General features: G+C 64.5%; 19 protein-coding genes. 11 read left to right on the top strand and 8 right to left on the bottom strand.

Annotated elements, in window-relative coordinates; translation table 11 throughout:
* Positions 1-167: 167 nt before the first annotated feature.
* Both purC and purS read left to right on the top strand, forming a co-directional pair.
* Positions 168-935, top strand: a complete 768-nt coding sequence (gene purC, locus ABIA42_RS19730; protein ID WP_173015815.1) for a phosphoribosylaminoimidazolesuccinocarboxamide synthase — start codon at positions 168-170, stop codon at positions 933-935.
* 14 nt (positions 936-949) lie between these two features.
* The gene (purS, locus tag ABIA42_RS19725) at positions 950-1,192 is read left to right on the top strand and encodes a phosphoribosylformylglycinamidine synthase subunit PurS (RefSeq protein WP_100176665.1); all 243 of its coding nucleotides are present in this window, start codon (positions 950-952) and stop codon (positions 1,190-1,192) included.
* Between the two features lie 10 nt (positions 1,193-1,202).
* Here purS and ABIA42_RS19720 read toward each other — a convergent pair whose 3' ends face one another.
* A complete protein-coding gene (locus tag ABIA42_RS19720) occupies positions 1,203-2,219 on the bottom strand; it encodes a magnesium and cobalt transport protein CorA (protein ID WP_271532992.1) in 1,017 nt (338 codons plus the stop codon).
* A 169-nt stretch (positions 2,220-2,388) separates the two neighbouring features.
* Between ABIA42_RS19720 and purQ the strand changes: the two genes are divergently transcribed.
* Both purQ and ABIA42_RS19710 read left to right on the top strand, forming a co-directional pair.
* Entirely contained in the window at positions 2,389-3,090 is a 702-nt protein-coding gene (purQ, locus tag ABIA42_RS19715) for a phosphoribosylformylglycinamidine synthase subunit PurQ (protein ID WP_197967337.1), read from the top strand.
* Entirely contained in the window at positions 3,087-4,064 is a 978-nt protein-coding gene (locus ABIA42_RS19710; protein WP_370122147.1) for a tripartite tricarboxylate transporter substrate binding protein BugD, read from the top strand. The genes purQ and ABIA42_RS19710 overlap by 4 nt, the downstream gene beginning before the upstream one ends.
* A gap of 12 nt (positions 4,065-4,076) precedes the next feature.
* Here ABIA42_RS19710 and ABIA42_RS19705 read toward each other — a convergent pair whose 3' ends face one another.
* Entirely contained in the window at positions 4,077-5,042 is a 966-nt protein-coding gene (locus tag ABIA42_RS19705) for a DMT family transporter (protein WP_271532985.1), read from the bottom strand.
* A 76-nt stretch (positions 5,043-5,118) separates the two neighbouring features.
* Complete coding sequence (locus ABIA42_RS19700; RefSeq protein WP_370122150.1) at positions 5,119-5,598, bottom strand: PaaI family thioesterase; 480 nt, start codon at positions 5,596-5,598, stop codon at positions 5,119-5,121.
* Between the two features lie 187 nt (positions 5,599-5,785).
* Here ABIA42_RS19700 and purL point away from each other — a divergent pair, with 187 nt between their 5' ends.
* The gene (purL, locus tag ABIA42_RS19695) at positions 5,786-7,996 is read left to right on the top strand and encodes a phosphoribosylformylglycinamidine synthase subunit PurL (RefSeq protein WP_271532981.1); all 2,211 of its coding nucleotides are present in this window, start codon (positions 5,786-5,788) and stop codon (positions 7,994-7,996) included.
* A gap of 119 nt (positions 7,997-8,115) precedes the next feature.
* On the opposite strand, the gene ABIA42_RS19690 is transcribed toward purL, so the two are convergent.
* Positions 8,116-9,303 (bottom strand): acyltransferase, encoded by a 1,188-nt coding sequence (locus ABIA42_RS19690; RefSeq protein ID WP_271532979.1) that lies wholly within the window; start codon positions 9,301-9,303, stop codon positions 8,116-8,118.
* Positions 9,304-9,481: 178 nt separating this feature from the next.
* Here ABIA42_RS19690 and ABIA42_RS19685 point away from each other — a divergent pair, with 178 nt between their 5' ends.
* Positions 9,482-9,655: a DUF1328 domain-containing protein gene (locus ABIA42_RS19685; protein ID WP_061883064.1), complete on the top strand. Its 174-nt coding sequence runs from the start codon at positions 9,482-9,484 to the stop codon at positions 9,653-9,655.
* A 136-nt stretch (positions 9,656-9,791) separates the two neighbouring features.
* On the opposite strand, the gene ABIA42_RS19680 is transcribed toward ABIA42_RS19685, so the two are convergent.
* Positions 9,792-10,151 (bottom strand): DUF427 domain-containing protein, encoded by a 360-nt coding sequence (locus ABIA42_RS19680; RefSeq protein ID WP_271532977.1) that lies wholly within the window; start codon positions 10,149-10,151, stop codon positions 9,792-9,794.
* Positions 10,152-10,365: 214 nt separating this feature from the next.
* Here ABIA42_RS19680 and ABIA42_RS19675 point away from each other — a divergent pair, with 214 nt between their 5' ends.
* Together ABIA42_RS19675 and ABIA42_RS19670 are read left to right on the top strand one after the other, a co-directional pair.
* A complete protein-coding gene (locus ABIA42_RS19675; protein WP_008139419.1) occupies positions 10,366-10,602 on the top strand; it encodes a BolA/IbaG family iron-sulfur metabolism protein in 237 nt (78 codons plus the stop codon).
* A gap of 24 nt (positions 10,603-10,626) precedes the next feature.
* Positions 10,627-11,820: a low temperature requirement protein A gene (locus tag ABIA42_RS19670; RefSeq protein WP_370122157.1), complete on the top strand. Its 1,194-nt coding sequence runs from the start codon at positions 10,627-10,629 to the stop codon at positions 11,818-11,820.
* 9 nt (positions 11,821-11,829) lie between these two features.
* Here ABIA42_RS19670 and egtD read toward each other — a convergent pair whose 3' ends face one another.
* Together egtD and egtB are read right to left on the bottom strand one after the other, a co-directional pair.
* Positions 11,830-12,801, bottom strand: a complete 972-nt coding sequence (gene egtD / locus ABIA42_RS19665) for an L-histidine N(alpha)-methyltransferase (protein ID WP_370122160.1) — start codon at positions 12,799-12,801, stop codon at positions 11,830-11,832.
* 134 nt (positions 12,802-12,935) lie between these two features.
* Positions 12,936-14,234, bottom strand: a complete 1,299-nt coding sequence (gene egtB / locus ABIA42_RS19660; protein ID WP_370122162.1) for an ergothioneine biosynthesis protein EgtB — start codon at positions 14,232-14,234, stop codon at positions 12,936-12,938.
* Between the two features lie 238 nt (positions 14,235-14,472).
* Here egtB and grxD point away from each other — a divergent pair, with 238 nt between their 5' ends.
* The 3 genes from grxD (at position 14,473) to ABIA42_RS19645 (ending at position 16,747) form a co-directional block, all read left to right on the top strand.
* Positions 14,473-14,799 (top strand): Grx4 family monothiol glutaredoxin, encoded by a 327-nt coding sequence (gene grxD, locus ABIA42_RS19655; RefSeq protein WP_271532970.1) that lies wholly within the window; start codon positions 14,473-14,475, stop codon positions 14,797-14,799.
* 4 nt (positions 14,800-14,803) lie between these two features.
* Positions 14,804-15,373: an O-acetyl-ADP-ribose deacetylase gene (locus ABIA42_RS19650; RefSeq protein ID WP_370122165.1), complete on the top strand. Its 570-nt coding sequence runs from the start codon at positions 14,804-14,806 to the stop codon at positions 15,371-15,373.
* A 111-nt stretch (positions 15,374-15,484) separates the two neighbouring features.
* Positions 15,485-16,747: a serine hydrolase domain-containing protein gene (locus tag ABIA42_RS19645; RefSeq protein ID WP_370122168.1), complete on the top strand. Its 1,263-nt coding sequence runs from the start codon at positions 15,485-15,487 to the stop codon at positions 16,745-16,747.
* Here ABIA42_RS19645 and ABIA42_RS19640 read toward each other — a convergent pair whose 3' ends face one another.
* Entirely contained in the window at positions 16,748-17,815 is a 1,068-nt protein-coding gene (locus tag ABIA42_RS19640) for a low specificity L-threonine aldolase (RefSeq protein WP_370122171.1), read from the bottom strand. It lies immediately after the preceding gene.
* Between the last annotated feature and the right edge of the window lie 4 nt (positions 17,816-17,819).

The following is a 17,819-nucleotide window of genomic DNA, read 5'->3' as shown; positions in this document are numbered from 1 at the left end:
CTGGGACAGCCAATCGGATAGGTTGCCTGAAGGCTTGGTTCCCGTTCTGTTTCCAAGGGTTTATAGATGGGTTCCCAGCCGTTCACGGCAGCTCCGCTGTGGGTCGTAATCCTAGTCAACCGGAGCACACCAAATTCATGGATTTCAACAAAACACGGTACATCCCCATGAGCCGTCGGCGTCGCATTTATGAAGGCAAGGCAAAGGTTCTTTACGAAGGTCCGGAGCCCGGTACCCTGATCCAGCACTTCAAGGACGATGCCACCGCGTTCAATGCGAAAAAGCATCAGGTGATCGAGGGCAAGGGTGTCCTCAACAACCGGATCTCGGAGTACCTGTTTCAGCACCTCAACGACATCGGGGTGCCGACCCATTTCATCCGCCGGCTCAACATGCGCGAGCAGCTGATTCGCGAGGTCGAGATCGTGCCGCTCGAGGTGGTGGTGCGGAACGTCGCCGCCGGCTCGCTGTCGCAGCGCCTGGGCATCGAGGAGGGCACGCAGCTGCCCCGTTCGATCATCGAATTCTACTACAAGAACGACCAGCTCAACGACCCCATGGTGTCGGAAGAGCACATCACCGCCTTCGGCTGGGCGACGCCGCAGGAGATCGACGACATCATGGCGCTCGCCATCCGCGTCAACGATTTCCTCACCGGCCTCTTCCTCGGGATCGGCATCCGCCTCGTCGACTTCAAGATGGAGTGCGGGCGCCTGTTCGAGAACGAGATGATGCGCATCATCGTCGCTGACGAGATTTCGCCGGATAGCTGCCGTCTGTGGGACATCAAGTCGAACGAGAAGCTCGACAAGGATCGTTTCCGCAGGGATCTCGGCGGCCTGCTCGAGGCCTATACCGAGGTCGCAAAGCGTCTCGGCATCCTCATGGAGAACGAGCGTCCGCAGGGCTCCGGCCCGGTGCTGGTGAAGAGCTGAGAGAGGATTTTGACGTGAAGGCACGTGTCACCGTTACCTTGAAGACGGGCATCCTCGATCCGCAAGGCAAGGCCATCGAAGGCGCGCTGAAGTCGCTCGGCGTCGACGGTGTCGCCAGCGTCCGCCAGGGCAAGGTGTTCGACATCGAGCTCGCCGCTGCCGACAAGGCCAAGGCCGAAGCCGCGCTGAAGGAAGCCGCCGACAAGCTGCTGGCGAACACCGTGATCGAGAATTATCGGGTGGAGCTGCTCGGGTGAGCAGGATGGCTCACAGCCACCCGACGCTGCGAAAACGCCAGTAGAGGGAGCCGCATGCCGTCAGCATCACGCCGAGCAGCATGTAGTAGCCGTACTCCCATTCCAGCTCCGGCATGTGCTTGAAGTTCATGCCGTAGATGCCGGCGAGCGCGGTCGGGATCGCGATGATCGCAAGCCACGAGGCGAGCTTCTTGGACACCGCCGTCTCCTGGGCCTGGCCGACCAGGAGGCTGGCCTCGAAGGCGAAGGCCAGCACCTCGCGCATGGAATCGATGCGCTCCTGGATGTTCCTGACGTGGTCGGTGACGTCGCGAAACAGCGGCTGCATGGCCTGCCGCACCATCGACAGCTCGTCATGCTCCAGACGGCGGCAGACCTCCACCAGCGGGCCAATCGCGGTCCTGAGCCGCAGCAGGTCGCGGCGCAGCATGTAGAGCCGCTCGATCTGCGCCTTGCTGAGGGGCTTGGAGAGCACGTCGTCCTCGATGCCCTCGACCTCCTCGTGGATGCTCTCGAGCACGGGCGAGTAATTGTCGACGATGAAATCGAGGATGGCGTAGAGGATGTAGTCCTCGCCGCGGGCGAGCGCCCGCGGGCAGCTCTCGCAGCGTTCGCGCACCGGTGTGTAGGACGTCGAAGCCCCGTGGCGCACCGAGACCAGATAGCCCTCGCCCACGAAGATGTGCGTCTCGCCAAAAGCGATCCGGCCCTCGATCAATTGCGCGGTGCGCGCCACGATGAACAGGGCCTCGCCATATTGCTCGATCTTGGGCCGCTGATGGGCGTGATTGGCGTCCTCGATCGCGAGCTCGTGCAGGTCGAACTGCTTCTGTACGGCGCCGAGCAGCGTCATGTCCGGCTCGTGCAGGCCGATCCAGACCACGTGGCCGGGCTTGGCCCGCCAGCTCGAGGCCTCGCTGATGGCGATATTGGCGACGCGCCGGCCGTCGACATAGGCGCCGGCGGCGACGACGCCCTCGGTGGACACCGGCTCGGAGGGGGATGTGGGCAGCGACGGGACGTTCATGGCTTCAATCCCGGGCAAAGCGACTGGCCGATCGGCATGCGACTATCGCCTGTGTACAAGGCGCTCGACCGAGGCTAGCACTGGTAAAATCCCCGTCAAATGGTTATGTCTCTTCACGAATTGGCCCTTCGGCCAGCCCCGATTCCCGCCCACCGTCGGAACCTCTGTCATGAAAGCCGCCATCCTCGTCTTTCCCGGAATCAACCGCGAGCGCGACATGGCGCGTGCGTTGAGGCTGATCTCGGGCAGCGAGCCCGCGATGGTGTGGCACGCCGAGACGTCGCTGCCGGCGGGCACTGATCTCGTGGTGGTGCCGGGCGGATTTTCCTACGGTGACTATCTGCGCTGTGGTGCGATTGCGGCGCGGGCCCCGGTGATGGATGCGGTGCGCGACTATGCCGCCAACGGCGGGCTCGTGCTCGGCGTCTGCAACGGTTTTCAGATCCTCTGTGAATCCGGCCTGCTGCCGGGCGTGTTGATGCGCAACGCGCGGCTGAAATTCATCTGCCATGACGTGCATCTGCGCGTCGAGCGTTCCGACACGCCGTTCACCCGTGGCTACAATGCCGGGCAGGTGATCCGCGTGCCGGTCGCCCATGGCGAAGGCAATTACGAGGCGGACGAAGAGACCATCAAGCGGCTCGAAGGCGAGGGGCGGGTGCTCTATCGTTATTGTTCGCCTGAAGGTGTGGTCGACGAGGCCCACAACATCAACGGCGCGGCGCACTCCATCGCCGGCATCGTCAACGACAAGGGCAACGTGCTCGGCATGATGCCGCATCCGGAAAACCACGTCGAAGACATCATGGGCTGCACCGACGGCCGCGGCCTGTTCGCCGGCCTGGTCCAGCACCTGGAAAAGGCTGCGTGATTTCGTTCGTGCTGAAGCGGCTGTCGGCCGCCGTTATTGTGCTCGCGAGCATTTCGTCGACCGCCGCATGGACACAGGATTTCCCGAAACGTCCGATCACCATGATCGTGCCGTTCGCGGCTGGGGGCACCTCGGACGTGATCGCGCGCACGGTCGCCGAGCAGATGGGCATCGCCCTCGGCCAGACCATCGTGATCGAAAACGTTGCCGGTGCGGGCGGTTCGACCGCGCTGGCGCGCGCCTCCCGCGCCGAGCCCGACGGTTACACCGTTGCGATCGGCAATGCCGGGACCAACGCCGCGACCTACACGATCTATCCAAAGCTGCCGTTCACGCCTGAATCCTTCGTGCCGATCGCCATGGTGGCGAAGACGTTCGGCATCATCGCGGTCCGCAAGGATTTTCCGGCGAAGGACCTCAAGGAGTTCATCGCCTACGCCAAGGCCAATCCGGGTAAGATCAATCTCGGCCATGCCGGCGTCGGCTCCTCGAACTATCTGATCTGCAAGAGCTTCGTGACCGCCGCCGGGATCGACGTGACGCTGGTCGGCTATCGCGGCGCCGCGCCTGCGCTGACCGATGCCGTCGGCAGCCAGATCGACGGCGTCTGCGATGCGGCGGCTTCCGTCTCGCAGTCGATCAACGAGAAATTGGTGAAGGGTCTGGTGGTCGGCTCGACCGTGCGGCTCGCCACGCTGCCGGATCTGCCGACCTCTGCCGAAGCGGGCCTGCCCGAATTCGAGGCACAGGGCTGGAACGGCCTGTTCGCGCCCAAGGGCACGCCGCCGGCAATCATCGCCAAGCTGAATGCCGCTGCACGCACGGCTGTGGAAACCGACGCCGTGAAGAAGCGCTTCGCCGACCTCTCGACCGTTACGCCCGATTCCGACGAGCACGCGCCCGAAGTGCTGCAGAAGCTCGTGACGCGCGACGTCGAAAAATATCGGAAGATGCTGGCCGACGACGGTAAATAGTAGCGTCTCGCGCTACCTCAGCTTCAGCTTCTCCGCCGGCACCGTCATGGCCGCAACGCCGGCCATGACCAGCAGCAGGCCCAGCGCCAGGTTCGACGGCACGCTCTCGCCGAGCAGCAGCACGGAGAGGCCGACGCCGATCGGGATGCGCAAATAGCCTTGCGCGTTGGTCGTCAGCGTGCCGAGCCGGCCGAGGCAGACGTAGAACAGCATCAGGCCCAATGCGCTGGAGATGATGCCCATGACGATGGTGGCGACAATCGCCGTCGGCGTCGGGTGCAGCGTCCAGGGCTGGTCGATGAGCAGCGAGGGCGGCAGCAGCACAAGGCCGCCGAACAGCAGCGAGCCGGCGGCCACCACCATCGGGTCGTACTCGGAGAGGCGGAGGCCGAAGATGGTCGCGCAGGCAAAGGAGATCGTGGCAAGAAGGATCGCGATCTCCGCCACGATCTCGCTGCCAAGGCCATGCAGGGCATCGAGCCCGACGATCGCGACGGTGCCGGCAAGCCCCAAAACCGCGCCGGCGAGCTTGAGCAGCGTCGCCGGCTCGTGCCGCGTGATCAGCGAGGTGATCAGGAAGGCGAAGATCGGCGTCGTCGAGGCCAGCACCACCGTGTTCGAGGCCGGCACATATTGCTGCGACCAGGTGATGATCAGGAACGGGAAGGTCGAGTTGATCAACTGCTGGGTCGCGAACAGCTTCCAGGCTTTCGCGTCGGTCGGGATCCTGACGCCGCGCATCCACAGGATCGCGAACAGGAAGGCGGCCGCGATCAGCGAGCGCGCCGAGATGAAGGTGATGGGCGGGATTGTATCCAGCGCCAGCTTCGCCAGCGGATAGGTCGAGCTCCAGCAGCAGGCTAGTGCCAGCAGCAGCGCGTAGTCGCGCCAGCTGCGCGCGCCGGTGGCGGCCACGGACGGCAACGGCGTCGATGCGGATGCCGCCGCGCGACCCGCCTCCGATGTGCTCTGCGGCACCTTTTGCTTGCTCCCCGGCGCGAACGCGCTTGCCGGGAAGTCTGGGCGAGGGCGCGCGAAAAGGGAAGCCGCCGAGCTATGCGTTTGGCTGAGGGAGCGCCTTCCGCTTCATCCGCTTGATCGTGCCGGAAAAGGTGAGCAGCACGCGCTCGGCGGACGTCATCTTGCCGCGCAGGAAGATCAGCGAGCCGCCGGCGCGGGTGACCTCGCCGGTGCATTCGATCAGCTCGCCCTCGCGTGCCGCGTCGAGGAATTCGCAGGCGAAGTTGGTCGTCACCGCCCGGCTGTCCAGGACATGGGTGGCGATCGCAAACAGGGAGTAGTCGGCAAAGGCCATGTAGCAGCCGCCATGGACGTTCCCGGAGCCGTTGAGGTGCTTCTTCTCGACCCGGAAGGCGCTGCGGACGCTGCCGTCCGCCTCGATCCGGTGCCAGAACGGGCCGACATGGGACTCGAAACTGTCGCGAATCCAGGTCCGCCAGCCCACAAATTCGCCCTCGGTGGCGACGTGGAGGTCGGGGCGGCGGGGCGGGGGTGCTTTGGTCAATTCGTGCAAAGGAAATCAGGCCTTCAATTGCGGGTCTTGAGCCCTTAAATCCGATCCGTCCGTGCCGTGCAATTCCCGTTCCCGCGGGGCCCCCGGCGCAAAACGTGGGACAGCGGGAAAATGCGCCATAAAGGACTTTTCGAAGCCGTCCGATGTTCCTAAGAACGGCCAAACCGCCGCCGAAAGCCCCGAATCCATGAAGAATGAACCCAAGATCACCCCCGAACTGGTTGCCGCCCACGGGCTCAAGCCCGACGAATATGAGCGCATCCTGAAGCTGATCGGGCGGGAGCCGACCTTCACCGAGCTCGGCATCTTCTCGGCGATGTGGAACGAGCATTGCTCGTACAAGTCCTCGCGCATCCATTTGCGCGGCTTGCCGACCAAGGCGCCCTGGGTGATCCAGGGGCCCGGCGAGAACGCCGGCGTGATCGACATCGGCGACGGCCAGGCCGTCGTCTTCAAGATGGAGAGCCACAACCACCCGAGCTACATCGAGCCCTATCAGGGCGCGACCACCGGCGTCGGCGGCATTTTGCGCGATGTGTTCACGATGGGCGCGCGGCCGATCGCCTGCCTCAATGCGCTCAGCTTCGGCGCGCCCGAGCATGCCAAGACCCGGCACCTCGTCTCCGGCGTGGTGGCCGGCGTCGGCGGCTACGGCAATTCCTTCGGCGTGCCGACCGTCGGCGGCCAGGTGCGCTTCCACACCCGCTATGACGGCAACATCCTCGTCAACGCAATGGCCGTCGGCCTCGCCGATGCCGACAAGATCTTCTATGCGGCCGCCTCCGGCGTGAACATGCCGATCGTCTATCTGGGCTCCAAGACCGGCCGCGACGGCATCCACGGCGCCTCGATGGCCTCGGCCGAATTCGACGACAAGTCCGAGGAGAAGCGGCCGACCGTGCAGGTCGGCGATCCCTTCGCCGAGAAGCTGCTGCTGGAAGCCTGCCTCGAGATCATGGAGAAGGGCTGCGTCATCGCGATCCAGGACATGGGCGCGGCGGGCCTGACCTGCTCGGCGGTGGAGATGGGCGCCAAGGGCGATCTCGGCGTCGACCTCGATCTCGATGCGGTGCCGACCCGCGAGACCGGCATGAGCGCCTATGAGATGATGCTCTCGGAAAGCCAGGAGCGCATGCTCATGGTACTCAAGCCCGAGAAGGAAAAGGAAGCCGAGGCGATCTTCAAGAAGTGGGGCCTCGACTTCGCCGTGGTCGGCTACACCACGCCGAGCAAGCGTTTCGTGGTCAAGCATGGCGGCGACGTGATGGCCGATCTGCCGATCAAGGAGCTCGGCGACGAGGCGCCGGTCTATGACCGCCCGCATGTCCCCTCCGCCGCGCTGCCGGTCGTGCACGCCCGCGACGTGTCGGCGCCGATGGGCCTCGGGCCTGCGCTGGAGAAGCTGATCGGCACGCCCGACATGTGCTCCAAGCGCTGGGTCTGGGAGCAGTACGACCACGTCATTCTCGGCAACACCATGCAGCGCCCCGGCGGTGATGCCGCCGTGGTGCGCGTGCAGGACGGGCCGAAAGGCCTGGCGCTGACCGTCGACGTCACGCCGCGCTATTGCGAGGCCGACCCGTTCGAGGGCGGCAAGCAGGCCGTCGCGGAAGCCTGGCGCAACATCACCGCGGTCGGCGGCAAGCCGCTCGCGATCACCGACAATCTCAACTTCGGCAATCCTGAGCGGCCCGAGATCATGGGCCAGTTCGTCGGCTGCCTGAAGGGCATCTCGGAAGCCTGCCGCACGCTCGACTTCCCGGTCGTCTCCGGCAACGTCTCGCTCTACAACGAGACCAACGGCCGCGCGATCCTGCCGACGCCCTCGATCGGCGGCGTCGGCCTGCTCGACGATTTCACCAAGTCAGCTTCGCTCGCCTTCAAGGCCGAGGGCGAGGCAATCCTGTTGGTCGGCGAGACCCATGGCTGGCTCGGCCAGTCGGTCTACCTGCGCGACATCTGCGGTCGCGAGGAGGGCGCGCCGCCGCCGGTCGATCTCGCCTCCGAGAAGCGCAACGGCGATTGCGTGCGCGGCATGATCCATGCGGGCACCGCGACTGCCGTGCACGACCTCTCCGACGGCGGCCTCCTGATCGCGCTTGCCGAGATGGCGATGGCGGGCGGCATCGGCGCAAAACTGCTCGCGGCGCCGACCGCGCTGGTGCCGCAGGCCTATTGGTTCGGCGAGGACCAGGCGCGCTATCTCGTCACCGTGCCGGAAGCGGAAGCCGGCCGCGTGCTCGCCAAGATGCGTGGCTGCGAAGTGCCGTGCGTGCGGATCGGCACCACCGGGGGCGATGCGATCGCGATCGCGGGCGAAGCGCCGGTTGCGATCGACACGCTGCGCAAGTCGTTCGAACGCTGGCTGCCGGAATATATGGGCGGCAAGGCGGCCTGAGACGGCGCGACATTCTCCGTCATTGCGAGGAGCCGTAGCCCGGATGAGCGAAGCGATATCCGGGTCTTTGTCGACATGTTTTCCCGGATGTCGCTACGCTCATCCGGGCTACGAATTACCTACAGCACGTGCGAGGCCCCCGGAATCTTCCGCAAGCCCGCCGTCACACCCCAGCTCAGGATCACCGTGAGCACGAAGCCGACCGCGGCCTTGACGATCGCAGGCAGGCTGTAGTCGTACAGCGCGTACTGGATCCACAGCGCGATCGGGTAATGCACCAGGAACATGCCATAGGCATCGGCCTGCATGCGGTCGAGCAGGTTCGGCCCCGGCGCTTTCGAATGCAGGAAGAAGGCGAGGATCGCGAGCATGATCGAGGCCGAGAACAGCACGAAGAACGTGCCGTAGAACACATCGTACCAGGGCGGCAGCGGATCGGGATTACCGAGAATCTCGCGCTTGATGTAGATCATGCCCCACATCAGGCAGTAGGGGACCAGCGTGATGATGACCCACTGCCAGCGGCTGTTCGGCAGCTGGCCCTCGGCGCCGAGGATGCCGTGATCGAGGTTCGCGGCACCGACGCTGGCGCCGATGAAGAAATAGGCGAAGTAGAGCAGGACACGGCTCGCCTGCACCGAGAACGGCCCGAACTCGAACCATTCGTTGACGCCGTAATAGACCAGCGCCGGAACGTAGGCGACCAAGCTGACGACGGCGAGCAGCAGCCAGAAGGCGGCCGGCTGTTCAAACCCACGCAGCGAGACGCGATTGACCGGATCGACCAGATGCGCCGAGACCCGGTAGAGCAGGCTTGCGATCAGGTCGAAGGCGAGCAGGACCCACACGAACCAGACCGGGCCGCTGGGCCACGGGCCTGATGTCACCGTCTTCCACCAGAACGCGGCGAAGGTCAGCTCGGGCTCCTGCCGCAGCGCGATCGCGTAATAGGCGAGCGGGATGACGGTGAGGGCGGCGATCACGAATGGCAGCCCCAGCCGCAACAGGCGGTCGCGCAGAAACACCGATGGCGCCTTCCGCTCGATGCCCGGCCAGGTGAACAGTCCCGACAGGAAGAAGAACATCGCCATGAAGAAGCTGTCGGTGGCGAGCACGATGATGTCGAAGCCGATCCAGGAGGTCGGATCGGTGTGGCCGAAATAGGTGTAGGGAATGACGGCGTGATGCAGCAGCACCACCAGCGTCAGGAAGGTGCGGGCGCGGTCGAGCGACAAATTGCGCGCCTTGCTCATTGGCGCGGCGTGAGCCTCCGCGCCCATTCTCGCTGAATGTGACACCGTGATCATGGCCGCCCCGATAGCGCTTCTGTCCCGGAGGGACTGTGCCGCCGGGAACCTGATTCAGCAAGGGTCAGAGCCTTCCCGGGCTCTGATGCGGTTAGGAACCAGTTCCGCATAGCGCAGTTAGCATCCGCGAAAAGGGCTTGAGGGGCCGCGAAGGGCGGCAGCAATTTCGGAGCTGGCCATGACGATCCTGAAATGGGCGTTGATCTTCCTGCTTGTCTCGATCGTGGCCGGCGTGCTCGGCTTCACCGACATTTCGGCCGCCTCCGCCGATATCGCCCGCTTCCTGTTCTACGTCTTTGTCGTGATCTTCCTCGTCCTGCTGATACTGGGACTCACGATCTTCAGGGCGTAGCCGCGCTTGCGTCAGCACCCGCAGTCGTCGTGCCCGGGGCTTGACCCGGGCATCCACGTCTTCGGTATCGCGACTATCAAACAAACGTGGCTGGCCGGGACAAGCCCGGCCATGTCGGCACGAGCCGGCGTGGAAACTACCCCACTTCTTCGATCTTCACCTTGTCCGGATAGAAGGCAAGATGCCCGGCAATCTCGGTCATGGCGGGGAAGGGCGTCTCATAGGTCCAGATTGCGTTGTCCAGCGTCTTGCCGTCGGCCTTGACGCTGAAATAGCTCGCGTCCCCCTTGTACGGGCAGTGGGTGACACGGTCGGTGCGCTCCAGCAGGGCCATCTTGGTGTCCTCTCGTGGCACATATTGCACCGCCGGATATTTGGCCTCCTTCAGGGTCAGCGCCTTGCTGGTCTCGGCGATGACGATGTCGCCGGCAGTCACCCGGACGCGCCGGGGATTTGGGGTGATGGTGATGGGGTGGTCGGGCCCTGGAAGCTTCATGATTTCACGCCTTTTCGATCAATCTGCCGCGCGCGGCACTTTGTCGTGCCTTTATCCTGATGGGATCACGGATATAGTGCCGGAAGGCGTGACGGAGAAGGCCGTTCACGCTAAGTTTGCGCTTGCCGGCGAGGGGACCCCGGCAGCGATTCGAACGCTTGGACCAGAAACGCTTGGACCAGAAAACGCTTGGACCAGAAGGAGCGAGACCCGAATGCCCATGGACGCCCACGATATCGAGGCGATGATCAAGGCAGCGATCCCCGATGCCGAGGTGACCATCCGTGACCTCGCCGGCGACGGCGACCACTATGCCGCGACCGTGATCTCGGAATCCTTCCGCGGCAAGTCGCGCGTCCAGCAGCACCAGATCGTCTACCAGTCCCTGCAGGGCCAGATGGGGGGCGTCCTGCACGCGCTGGCGCTGCAAACCGGTGTGCCCGGCACCTGACCTGATCGTGCCACGGGGGCGATGATGGCTGCGGACAATCCTCGCGGCGCGATGTTTCGCGTTATCGTACCGAGCCAGCACAGCCGCGTCACCTTTGTCGAGCTGTTCTTCGACCTCGTCTTCGTCTTTGCCGTCACGCAAATCTCGCACTCGCTGCTGCATCATTTCACGCCGATCGGCGCGGTGCACGTCGCGGTGCTGTTTCTCGCGGTGTGGTGGGTGTGGGTCTACACCGCCTGGGTCACCAACTGGCTCAATCCCGAACTGACGCCGGTCCGCCTCCTGCTCTTTTCGATGATGCTGGGCGGCCTCGTGCTGTCGACGACGATCCCGACCGCGTTCGAGGGGCGCGGCCTGTGGTTCGCGATTGCCTACGCGAGCATGCAGGTCGGACGTACCGCATTCTGGCTGTTCGCAACGCCGCGGCATCGAACGGCCGTGCGGCACAACGCGATCCGCATCCTGACGTGGTTGTCGATCTCCGCGGTCCTGTGGATCGCAGGCGGTCTGTCCGAGGGAGATACGCGGCTATGGCTGTGGATCGCGGCGGTGACATGGGAATACATCTCGCCGGCGGCACGCTTCTGGATTCCGAAGCTCGGGTTTTCCTCGCTCGAGGCGTGGGCCGTCGAAGGCGGCCACATGGCCGAGCGCTGCGCGCTGTTCGTCATCATCGCGCTGGGCGAAGCCGTCGTCGTCAACGGCGCCACCTTCGCCGAGCTCGAGTGGACCGCGAACAATATCCTGGCCTTCGTCTCGGCGCTGGTCGGCGCCATCGCAATGTGGTGGATCTATTTTCACAAGGGCGCGGAGGCCGGAGCCGAGCGCATCTCGAAGTCCGCCGAATCCGGCCGCCTGGCCCGGCTCGCCTACACCTATCTGCACACGCCGATCGTCGCCGGCATCATCCTGACCGCGGTCTCGGACGAGCTGGTGCTGAAGCACCCGACCGGCCATTCCGACACCCGCACCATCGTGAGCACGGTCGGTGGCCCACTGGTGTTCCTGGTCGGCACCATTCTTTTCAAGTACGCGATCCGCGGCTTCCTCCAGCTCTCGCACGGGATCGGCATCATCCTGCTGCTGGTGCTGTGGTGGTTCGCAGCCGACCTCTCGCCGCTGTGGCTGTCGGTCGCCACCACGATGATCCTGATCGTCGTGGCGGTGTGGGAGTCGGTGTCGCTGGGATCCGAGGCGGAAGAAGCGGCGGAGCATTGAGCCCCGGCGTTACTCCGCCACCTCGAGCGCGTGCACCGAGAACATGTTCGCCGCGTCCATCCAGCTCTCGCGAACGCGCCAGCCCGCGCCCTGCGCCAGCGCGGCGAAGCGCTCGATGCTGTATTTGTAGCTGTTCTCGGTGTGGATGCTCTCGCCCGGGCGGAACGAGAAGCTGGTGCCGAGCAGGCGCACGGTCTGGCTCTTCTTGCTGATCAGGTGCATCTCGATCCGGTGCCGCTCGCGATTGTAGATCGCGCGATGGGTGAAGGCGGAGAGATCGAAATTGCCGCCGAGCTCGCGATTGATGCGTACCAGCACATTCAGGTTGAAGCGCGCGGTGACGCCGGCGGCGTCGTTGTAGGCGTCAAAGAGGATCCGCTCGTCCTTCTCGAGATCGGCGCCGATGATCATCTGCGCGCCCTTGCCGAGTATCCTGCGGGCGCTCCTCAGGAAGGCCTGGGCCTCTTGCGGCTCGAAATTGCCGATGGTCGAACCGGGGAAGAAGCCGACCTTCGGCATGGATGCAACCTGCTTGGGCAGCTCGAACGGCGTGGTGAAGTCGGCGGCGACCGGATAGATGCCGAGCGTCGGGAAATCCCGCTTCAGCCCGTTCGCTTGCGCCTTCAGGAAGTCGCCAGAGATATCGACGGGGACATAGGCCGCGAACCTGCAATGATTAAGCAGCAGGCGGACCTTCGTGGTCGCGCCGGCGCCGAACTCGACGAGCGCCGCGTGCTCCGGAATGATGTCTGCGATCTCGCCGCCGCGCTCTCTCAGGATCGCAAGCTCTGTGCGCGTCGGATAATATTCCGGCAGGCGCGTGATCGCCTCGAACAGCTCCGATCCCGTCGCGTCATAGAAGTATTTCGGCGACAGCTTTTTCGGCTGCTGCGAGAGGTCCTCGATGGCCTCGCGGGCAAAGGCGGTGGTCTGCTCGTCGGGAAGATGGGCCTCGGCCAAAGCGCTGGCGTGCACATTCATGATACTCTCCTGAACGCGCTGTCCGGCGCGCATTGATCGTCGGATGAACCTGAAGCGCGATGAGGCCGCGCTTCAGGCTGTTGTTTGAGCATGACCTTTTCGGGAAACCGCTGCACACCTCTCCGGATCATGCTCTAGTCGTAATCGGCGAGCCGCAGTCCGGTGAACTGCCAGCGATGGTGCGGATAGAAGAAGTTGCGATAGGTGATACGGCTGTGGCCTTGCGGAGTTGCAAGCGAGGAGCCGCGCAGCACCAGCTGGTTGACCATGAACTTGCCATTGTACTCGCCGAGCGCGCCTTCGACGGCGCGGTAACCGGGGTAGGGTGAGTAAGAGCTGCGGGTCCATTGCCAGACGAGGCCGAAGGCGTCGTTGAGCTGGCCGGCGCGGGCCGCGACCTCCCATTCCATCTCGGTCGGCAGGTGTTTTCCGGACCAGCGCGCGAAGGCGTCGGCCTCATAGTAGCTGATGTGGCAGACAGGCGCGTCCGGATCGACCGGCTTGAGGCCGGCCAGCGTCATCACATGCCACTGGCCATCGACCTCGCGCCAATGGCCAGGCGCCTGCCAGTCCTCTCTGCTTGCCGCGGCAAAACCGTCCATCAGCCACAGCGTTGCGCTCCGATAGCCGCCGTCGTGCATGAAGGCGAGCCACTCGCCGTTGGTGACGAGGTTGCGTGCGATTCTGACGGGGCCAACGAGGGCGCGGTGCGCCGGCTTCTCGTTGTCGAAATGGAAGCTGTCGTCGACATGGCCGACGGTGTGGATGCCCTCGTTCAGTGCCAGCCAATCCACGCCGCCGCGGGTGGAAGCCGGAAAGCGCCAGTCCGGATCGTAGGCCGGCGAGACCGGATTCTGTGCGAAGGCATGCAGGATGTCGGTGAACATCAATTCCTGATGCTGCTGCTCGTGGTTGAGCCCGACCTCGACCAGGGGCGCGATCTCGCGAAGCTTGTCCGCACCGGCCCCACGGAAGAATTCGACGACGGCCGCATCGACATGGCGGCGATAGGCGCCGACCTGGTCGGCGCTCGGCCGGGTGATGTCGCCGCGATGATTGCGGGCATGTCGCGGACCGGCGCTGACGTAATAGGAATTGAACAGGAACGCGAAATCGGGGTGGAAGGGCCGGTAGCCCGCAACGTGCTCGCCGAGCAGGAATTGCTCCCAGAACCAGGTGGTATGGGCCCGGTGCCATTTGGTCGGGCTGGCATCGGGCATGGACTGGATCTGCTGGTCCTCTGGTGACAGAGGCGCGGCCCGCCGTTCGGTCTCATTGCGGATGGTAAGAAACGCCGCTTCCAGCCGCTGGGCGAGGTCGTCCGGATGGGAGGACCGTGACGAAAGCTGGGGGGCGGCCGTAGCTGAGGCTTGTTTCGTCACGTTTTTCTCCAGACAGGACAAGAGAACGTTGTTCGCGCGACCCGGTTCCATAACGAGGGTTCGTCCTAGATAGGGGCTCCGTTACGGTATGAAAGTCCTCTGCGGCGATGATATTGATGTCATCAGCCTATGGACCTGTTGGGCTCTGCACGGCCGCAAGGGGGCCTGTCGCCGCCATTTTACTTTGGATGCACAACGGTTTGGGCTACATATATGAGTAGGTATCGGGTTAAATCGGTCGAGCCGGCCCGAAATGACTGGTGAGGGCTCGGCCCAGAAGGACATGGATATGAGCATCGAGGAATTCATCGCCAACGAAGTGAAGTCGAACGACGTGGTCCTGTTCATGAAGGGCACGCCGCAATTTCCGCAGTGCGGATTCTCCGGCCAGGTCGTCCAGATCCTCGATCATCTCGGCGTCGGCTATAAAGGCCTCAACGTCCTCGAATCCGCCGAACTGCGCAACGGCATCAAGACCTTCTCCAACTGGCCGACCATTCCGCAGCTCTACGTGAAGGGCGAGTTCGTCGGCGGCTGCGACATCATCCGCGAGATGTTCCAGGCCGGCGAGTTGCAGCAGCTCTTCTCCGAAAAGGGCGTCGTCGTCGCGGCCTAAGGGCGTGACCGTGCTCTCGCGCCGGATTGGCGACGCGGAGCTCGACGTCGTCGTTGCCGACATCACGACACTGAGCGTTGATGCCATCGTCAACGCCGCCAACACGTCGCTCCTTGGCGGGGGCGGCGTGGACGGTGCGATCCATCGGGCGGCCGGGCCCGAGCTCGTCGCCGAATGTCGCATGCTCCACGGCTGCAAGACGGGTGACGCGAAGATCACCAGGGGTTATCGGCTCAGGGCCGCACATGTGATCCACACCGTCGGTCCGGTGTGGAATGACGGCACGCTCGGCGAGGACGATCTGCTCGCCTCCTGTTATCGCCGATCGATGGAGCTGTGCGGCAAGCACAAGCTGACCTCGGTGGCATTCCCCGCGATTTCGACCGGCATTTTCCGCTTTCCTGCCGACCGGGCGGCCGATATCGCGGTGCGCACGACGATCGAAGCGCTCGCTGCTGCGCCGTCCGTTGCTCGCGTGGTGTTCTGCTGCTTCGCCGAGCCTGGCGCCGAACTCCATGCCGAGGCGCTTGCGCGATATGGCGGCCCCGGCAAGATCGCCGGTGCCATTTCGTGATCGACCCGAGGCGGGACAAGTTCCTCGTCCTCCTGAAGCAGATCCCGACCGAGCGCCAGCGCGTGCAGCGAACATTGAAGCAGTTGATTTATGAAGCCATGGAGAAATGACATGCGTGGGCGCCGCGCGTTCATCGCGGGGCTCGTTCTTCTCGTCGGGGTCGTCGGTGCGAAGGCCGGCTCCGAGGGACGCACTGCCCGCACGCTCTCCACGGAAGGGCTGGCGAAGGTTTCCGACTACATCCGGAACGAGGTCGCTGCCGGCAAGATTCCCGGCGCCATCCTGCTGCTCCAGCAACACGGCAAGCCCGTCTACTACGAGAATTTCGGCGTTCGCGATGTCGGCACCCAGATATCGATGAGCGCGGATACGATCTTCCGCCTCTATTCGATGTCGAAGCCGATCACATCAGTCGTGGCGATGATGCTCGTCGAGGAAGGCAGGCTTTCGCTCGACGATCCCGTGTCCAAATACATTCCGGTCTTTGCCGGCATGAAGGTGGGCATTGAGAGGAAAGCAGCGGACGGCAGGGTTTCGCTGATGCTGGAGCCGCAGCAGCGTCCGATCACGATCAAGGACCTCTTGCGCCACACAGCGGGGCTGCCTTACGGCTTTCGTGGCGGTGGACTGGTGCGTGAGGTCCATGCTGCGGCGGACCTCTTCAACAGCGATCTTTCCAATGCCGAGTTCGTTGCGAAGCTCGCCACGCTGCCGCTCGCCGAGCAGCCTGGCACGGTGTGGACCTACGGTTTTGCCACCGACGTGCTCGGCCGCGTCGTCGAGGTGGTCTCGGGCAAGACGCTGCTCCAGTTCGAGAAGGAGCGGCTGCTCGATCCGCTCGGCATGACCGACACTGCATTCTACGTTGCCGATCCCGCCAGGTTTGCACGTATCGCCGAGCCGATGCCGGAGGACCGCAGCATCAGCCCGACCACCGAGGTCCGCGACATCAGGCGGTCCGCGAGATGGGAATCGGGCGGCGCCGGCATGGTCGGCACGATCGGCGACTACGCCCGTTTCGCGCAGATGCTGCTGAATGGCGGCACTTATGAGGGCCGTCGCTATCTGAAGCCCGAGACCATTGCGCTGATGGCTTCGGACCACATCGGACCCGAGACGAAGATCGCACGCGACCGGATGTACTATCCGGGGGAAAGCTCAGGCTTCGGCCTCGGCTTCGCGGTGCGCACCTCGGTGCCGCCGGGCACCTCATGGCCGCTCGGCGAATATCGCTGGGACGGCGTTGCCGGCACGTTCTTCTTCATCGATCCCGAAGACGATCTGTTCGGGATCTTCATGGCGCAGACGCCGTCGCAGCGCGGCCGGATTCAACTCGAGCTGAAGACGCTGATCTATCAGGCGATGGGGCGGTGATCAGGCGCGGCGCACGATCTCGCGCACGTATCCGATCGTTTCCTCGATCTGGCTCGCATTGACGTCGAGATGGGTGCAGGCGCGGATGCGGCCGTCCATCATCGCGAGCGTCACGCCGCGCTGACGGAGCGCGGTGACCATCTTGTCGCCGGGAATGCCGGCGCCATCGGGCCTGAAGAACACCAGATTGGTCTCGGGCTCCTGCACCTCGATGCCTGAGATCTGCGACAGCCCGCGAGCGAGCGCCCGCGCATTGGCGTGGTCGTCGGCCAGGCGCTCGACGTGATGGTCGAGCGCGTAGATGCAGGCCGCCGCGCAGATCCCGGCCTGCCGCATCGAGCCGCCGAGGCGCTGCTTCCATTGCCAGACCGCGTCGATGAAGCCGCGCGAGCCCGCGAGCACGCCGCCGATCGGCGCACCGAGGCCCTTCGAGAAGTCGATCCAGGCCGAATCCCAGCCCGCGGTCATGTCGCGCGGGGAGATGCCGCTTGCCACGGTGGCGTTGAGCAGGCGTGCGCCGTCCATGTGGGTGACGAGGCCGTGTTGCCTGGCGATCGCGACGATCTCGTCGAGCGCGGTCTTCTTCCAGATCGTGCCGCCGCCGATATTGGCGGTCTGCTCGACGCTGACGACGGTCTGTGGTGGCTGGTACCGCGTGCGCGGGTGCAGCGCCTTGCGAAGAGTTTCCGGCGTGAACTGGCCGCCCTCGCCCTTGAGCTGCGTGACCTGGAAACCGCCGATCGCCGCATGCGCGCCGCCCTCGCGCGCGATGATGTGCGCGGTCTCATGGGCGAGGATCTCGTCGCCGGGACGGCAATGCACCAGCGTCGCGGTGACGTTGCACATCGTGCCCGAGGGCATGTAGACCGCAGCTTCCTTGCCGAGCAGATCGGCCACGCGCTCGCACAGCGTATTGACGGTCGGATCGTCGCCGACCTGCTCGTCGCCGACCTCCGCCCGCGCCATCGCCTCGCGCATCGCGGCCGTCGGCCTGGTCTGCGTGTCCGACAGCAGATTGATGCGGACAGGTGGCGCCTTGGGATCGATCGGGGGAGGGGTGTAGAGCATGGCT

Origin of the sequence: Bradyrhizobium sp. USDA 327, assembly GCF_041262065.1 — a bacterium.
Lineage (GTDB): Bacteria > Pseudomonadota > Alphaproteobacteria > Rhizobiales > Xanthobacteraceae > Bradyrhizobium > Bradyrhizobium liaoningense.
The sequence above is the reverse complement of the archived record's forward strand: the minus strand, read 5'-3'. Positions and strand labels throughout refer to the sequence as shown.

Excerpts from the sequence above, each read along its gene's own strand:
- ABIA42_RS19645 (WP_370122168.1), top strand. The coding sequence starts at position 15,485 with ATGCGTGGGCGCCGCGCGTTCATCGCGGGGCTCGTTCTTCTCGTCGGG.
- grxD (WP_271532970.1), top strand. The coding sequence starts at position 14,473 with ATGAGCATCGAGGAATTCATCGCCAACGAAGTGAAGTCGAACGACGTG.
- ABIA42_RS19675 (WP_008139419.1), top strand. The coding sequence starts at position 10,366 with ATGCCCATGGACGCCCACGATATCGAGGCGATGATCAAGGCAGCGATC.
- egtD (WP_370122160.1), bottom strand. The coding sequence starts at position 12,801 with ATGAATGTGCACGCCAGCGCTTTGGCCGAGGCCCATCTTCCCGACGAG.
- purC (WP_173015815.1), top strand. The coding sequence starts at position 168 with ATGAGCCGTCGGCGTCGCATTTATGAAGGCAAGGCAAAGGTTCTTTAC.
- ABIA42_RS19670 (WP_370122157.1), top strand. The coding sequence starts at position 10,627 with ATGGCTGCGGACAATCCTCGCGGCGCGATGTTTCGCGTTATCGTACCG.
- purQ (WP_197967337.1), top strand. The coding sequence starts at position 2,389 with ATGAAAGCCGCCATCCTCGTCTTTCCCGGAATCAACCGCGAGCGCGAC.
- ABIA42_RS19685 (WP_061883064.1), top strand. The coding sequence starts at position 9,482 with ATGACGATCCTGAAATGGGCGTTGATCTTCCTGCTTGTCTCGATCGTG.
- purL (WP_271532981.1), top strand. The coding sequence starts at position 5,786 with ATGAAGAATGAACCCAAGATCACCCCCGAACTGGTTGCCGCCCACGGG.
- ABIA42_RS19720 (WP_271532992.1), bottom strand. The coding sequence starts at position 2,219 with ATGAACGTCCCGTCGCTGCCCACATCCCCCTCCGAGCCGGTGTCCACC.
- ABIA42_RS19680 (WP_271532977.1), bottom strand. The coding sequence starts at position 10,151 with ATGAAGCTTCCAGGGCCCGACCACCCCATCACCATCACCCCAAATCCC.
- egtB (WP_370122162.1), bottom strand. The coding sequence starts at position 14,234 with ATGGAACCGGGTCGCGCGAACAACGTTCTCTTGTCCTGTCTGGAGAAA.
- ABIA42_RS19690 (WP_271532979.1), bottom strand. The coding sequence starts at position 9,303 with ATGATCACGGTGTCACATTCAGCGAGAATGGGCGCGGAGGCTCACGCC.
- ABIA42_RS19640 (WP_370122171.1), bottom strand. The coding sequence starts at position 17,815 with ATGCTCTACACCCCTCCCCCGATCGATCCCAAGGCGCCACCTGTCCGC.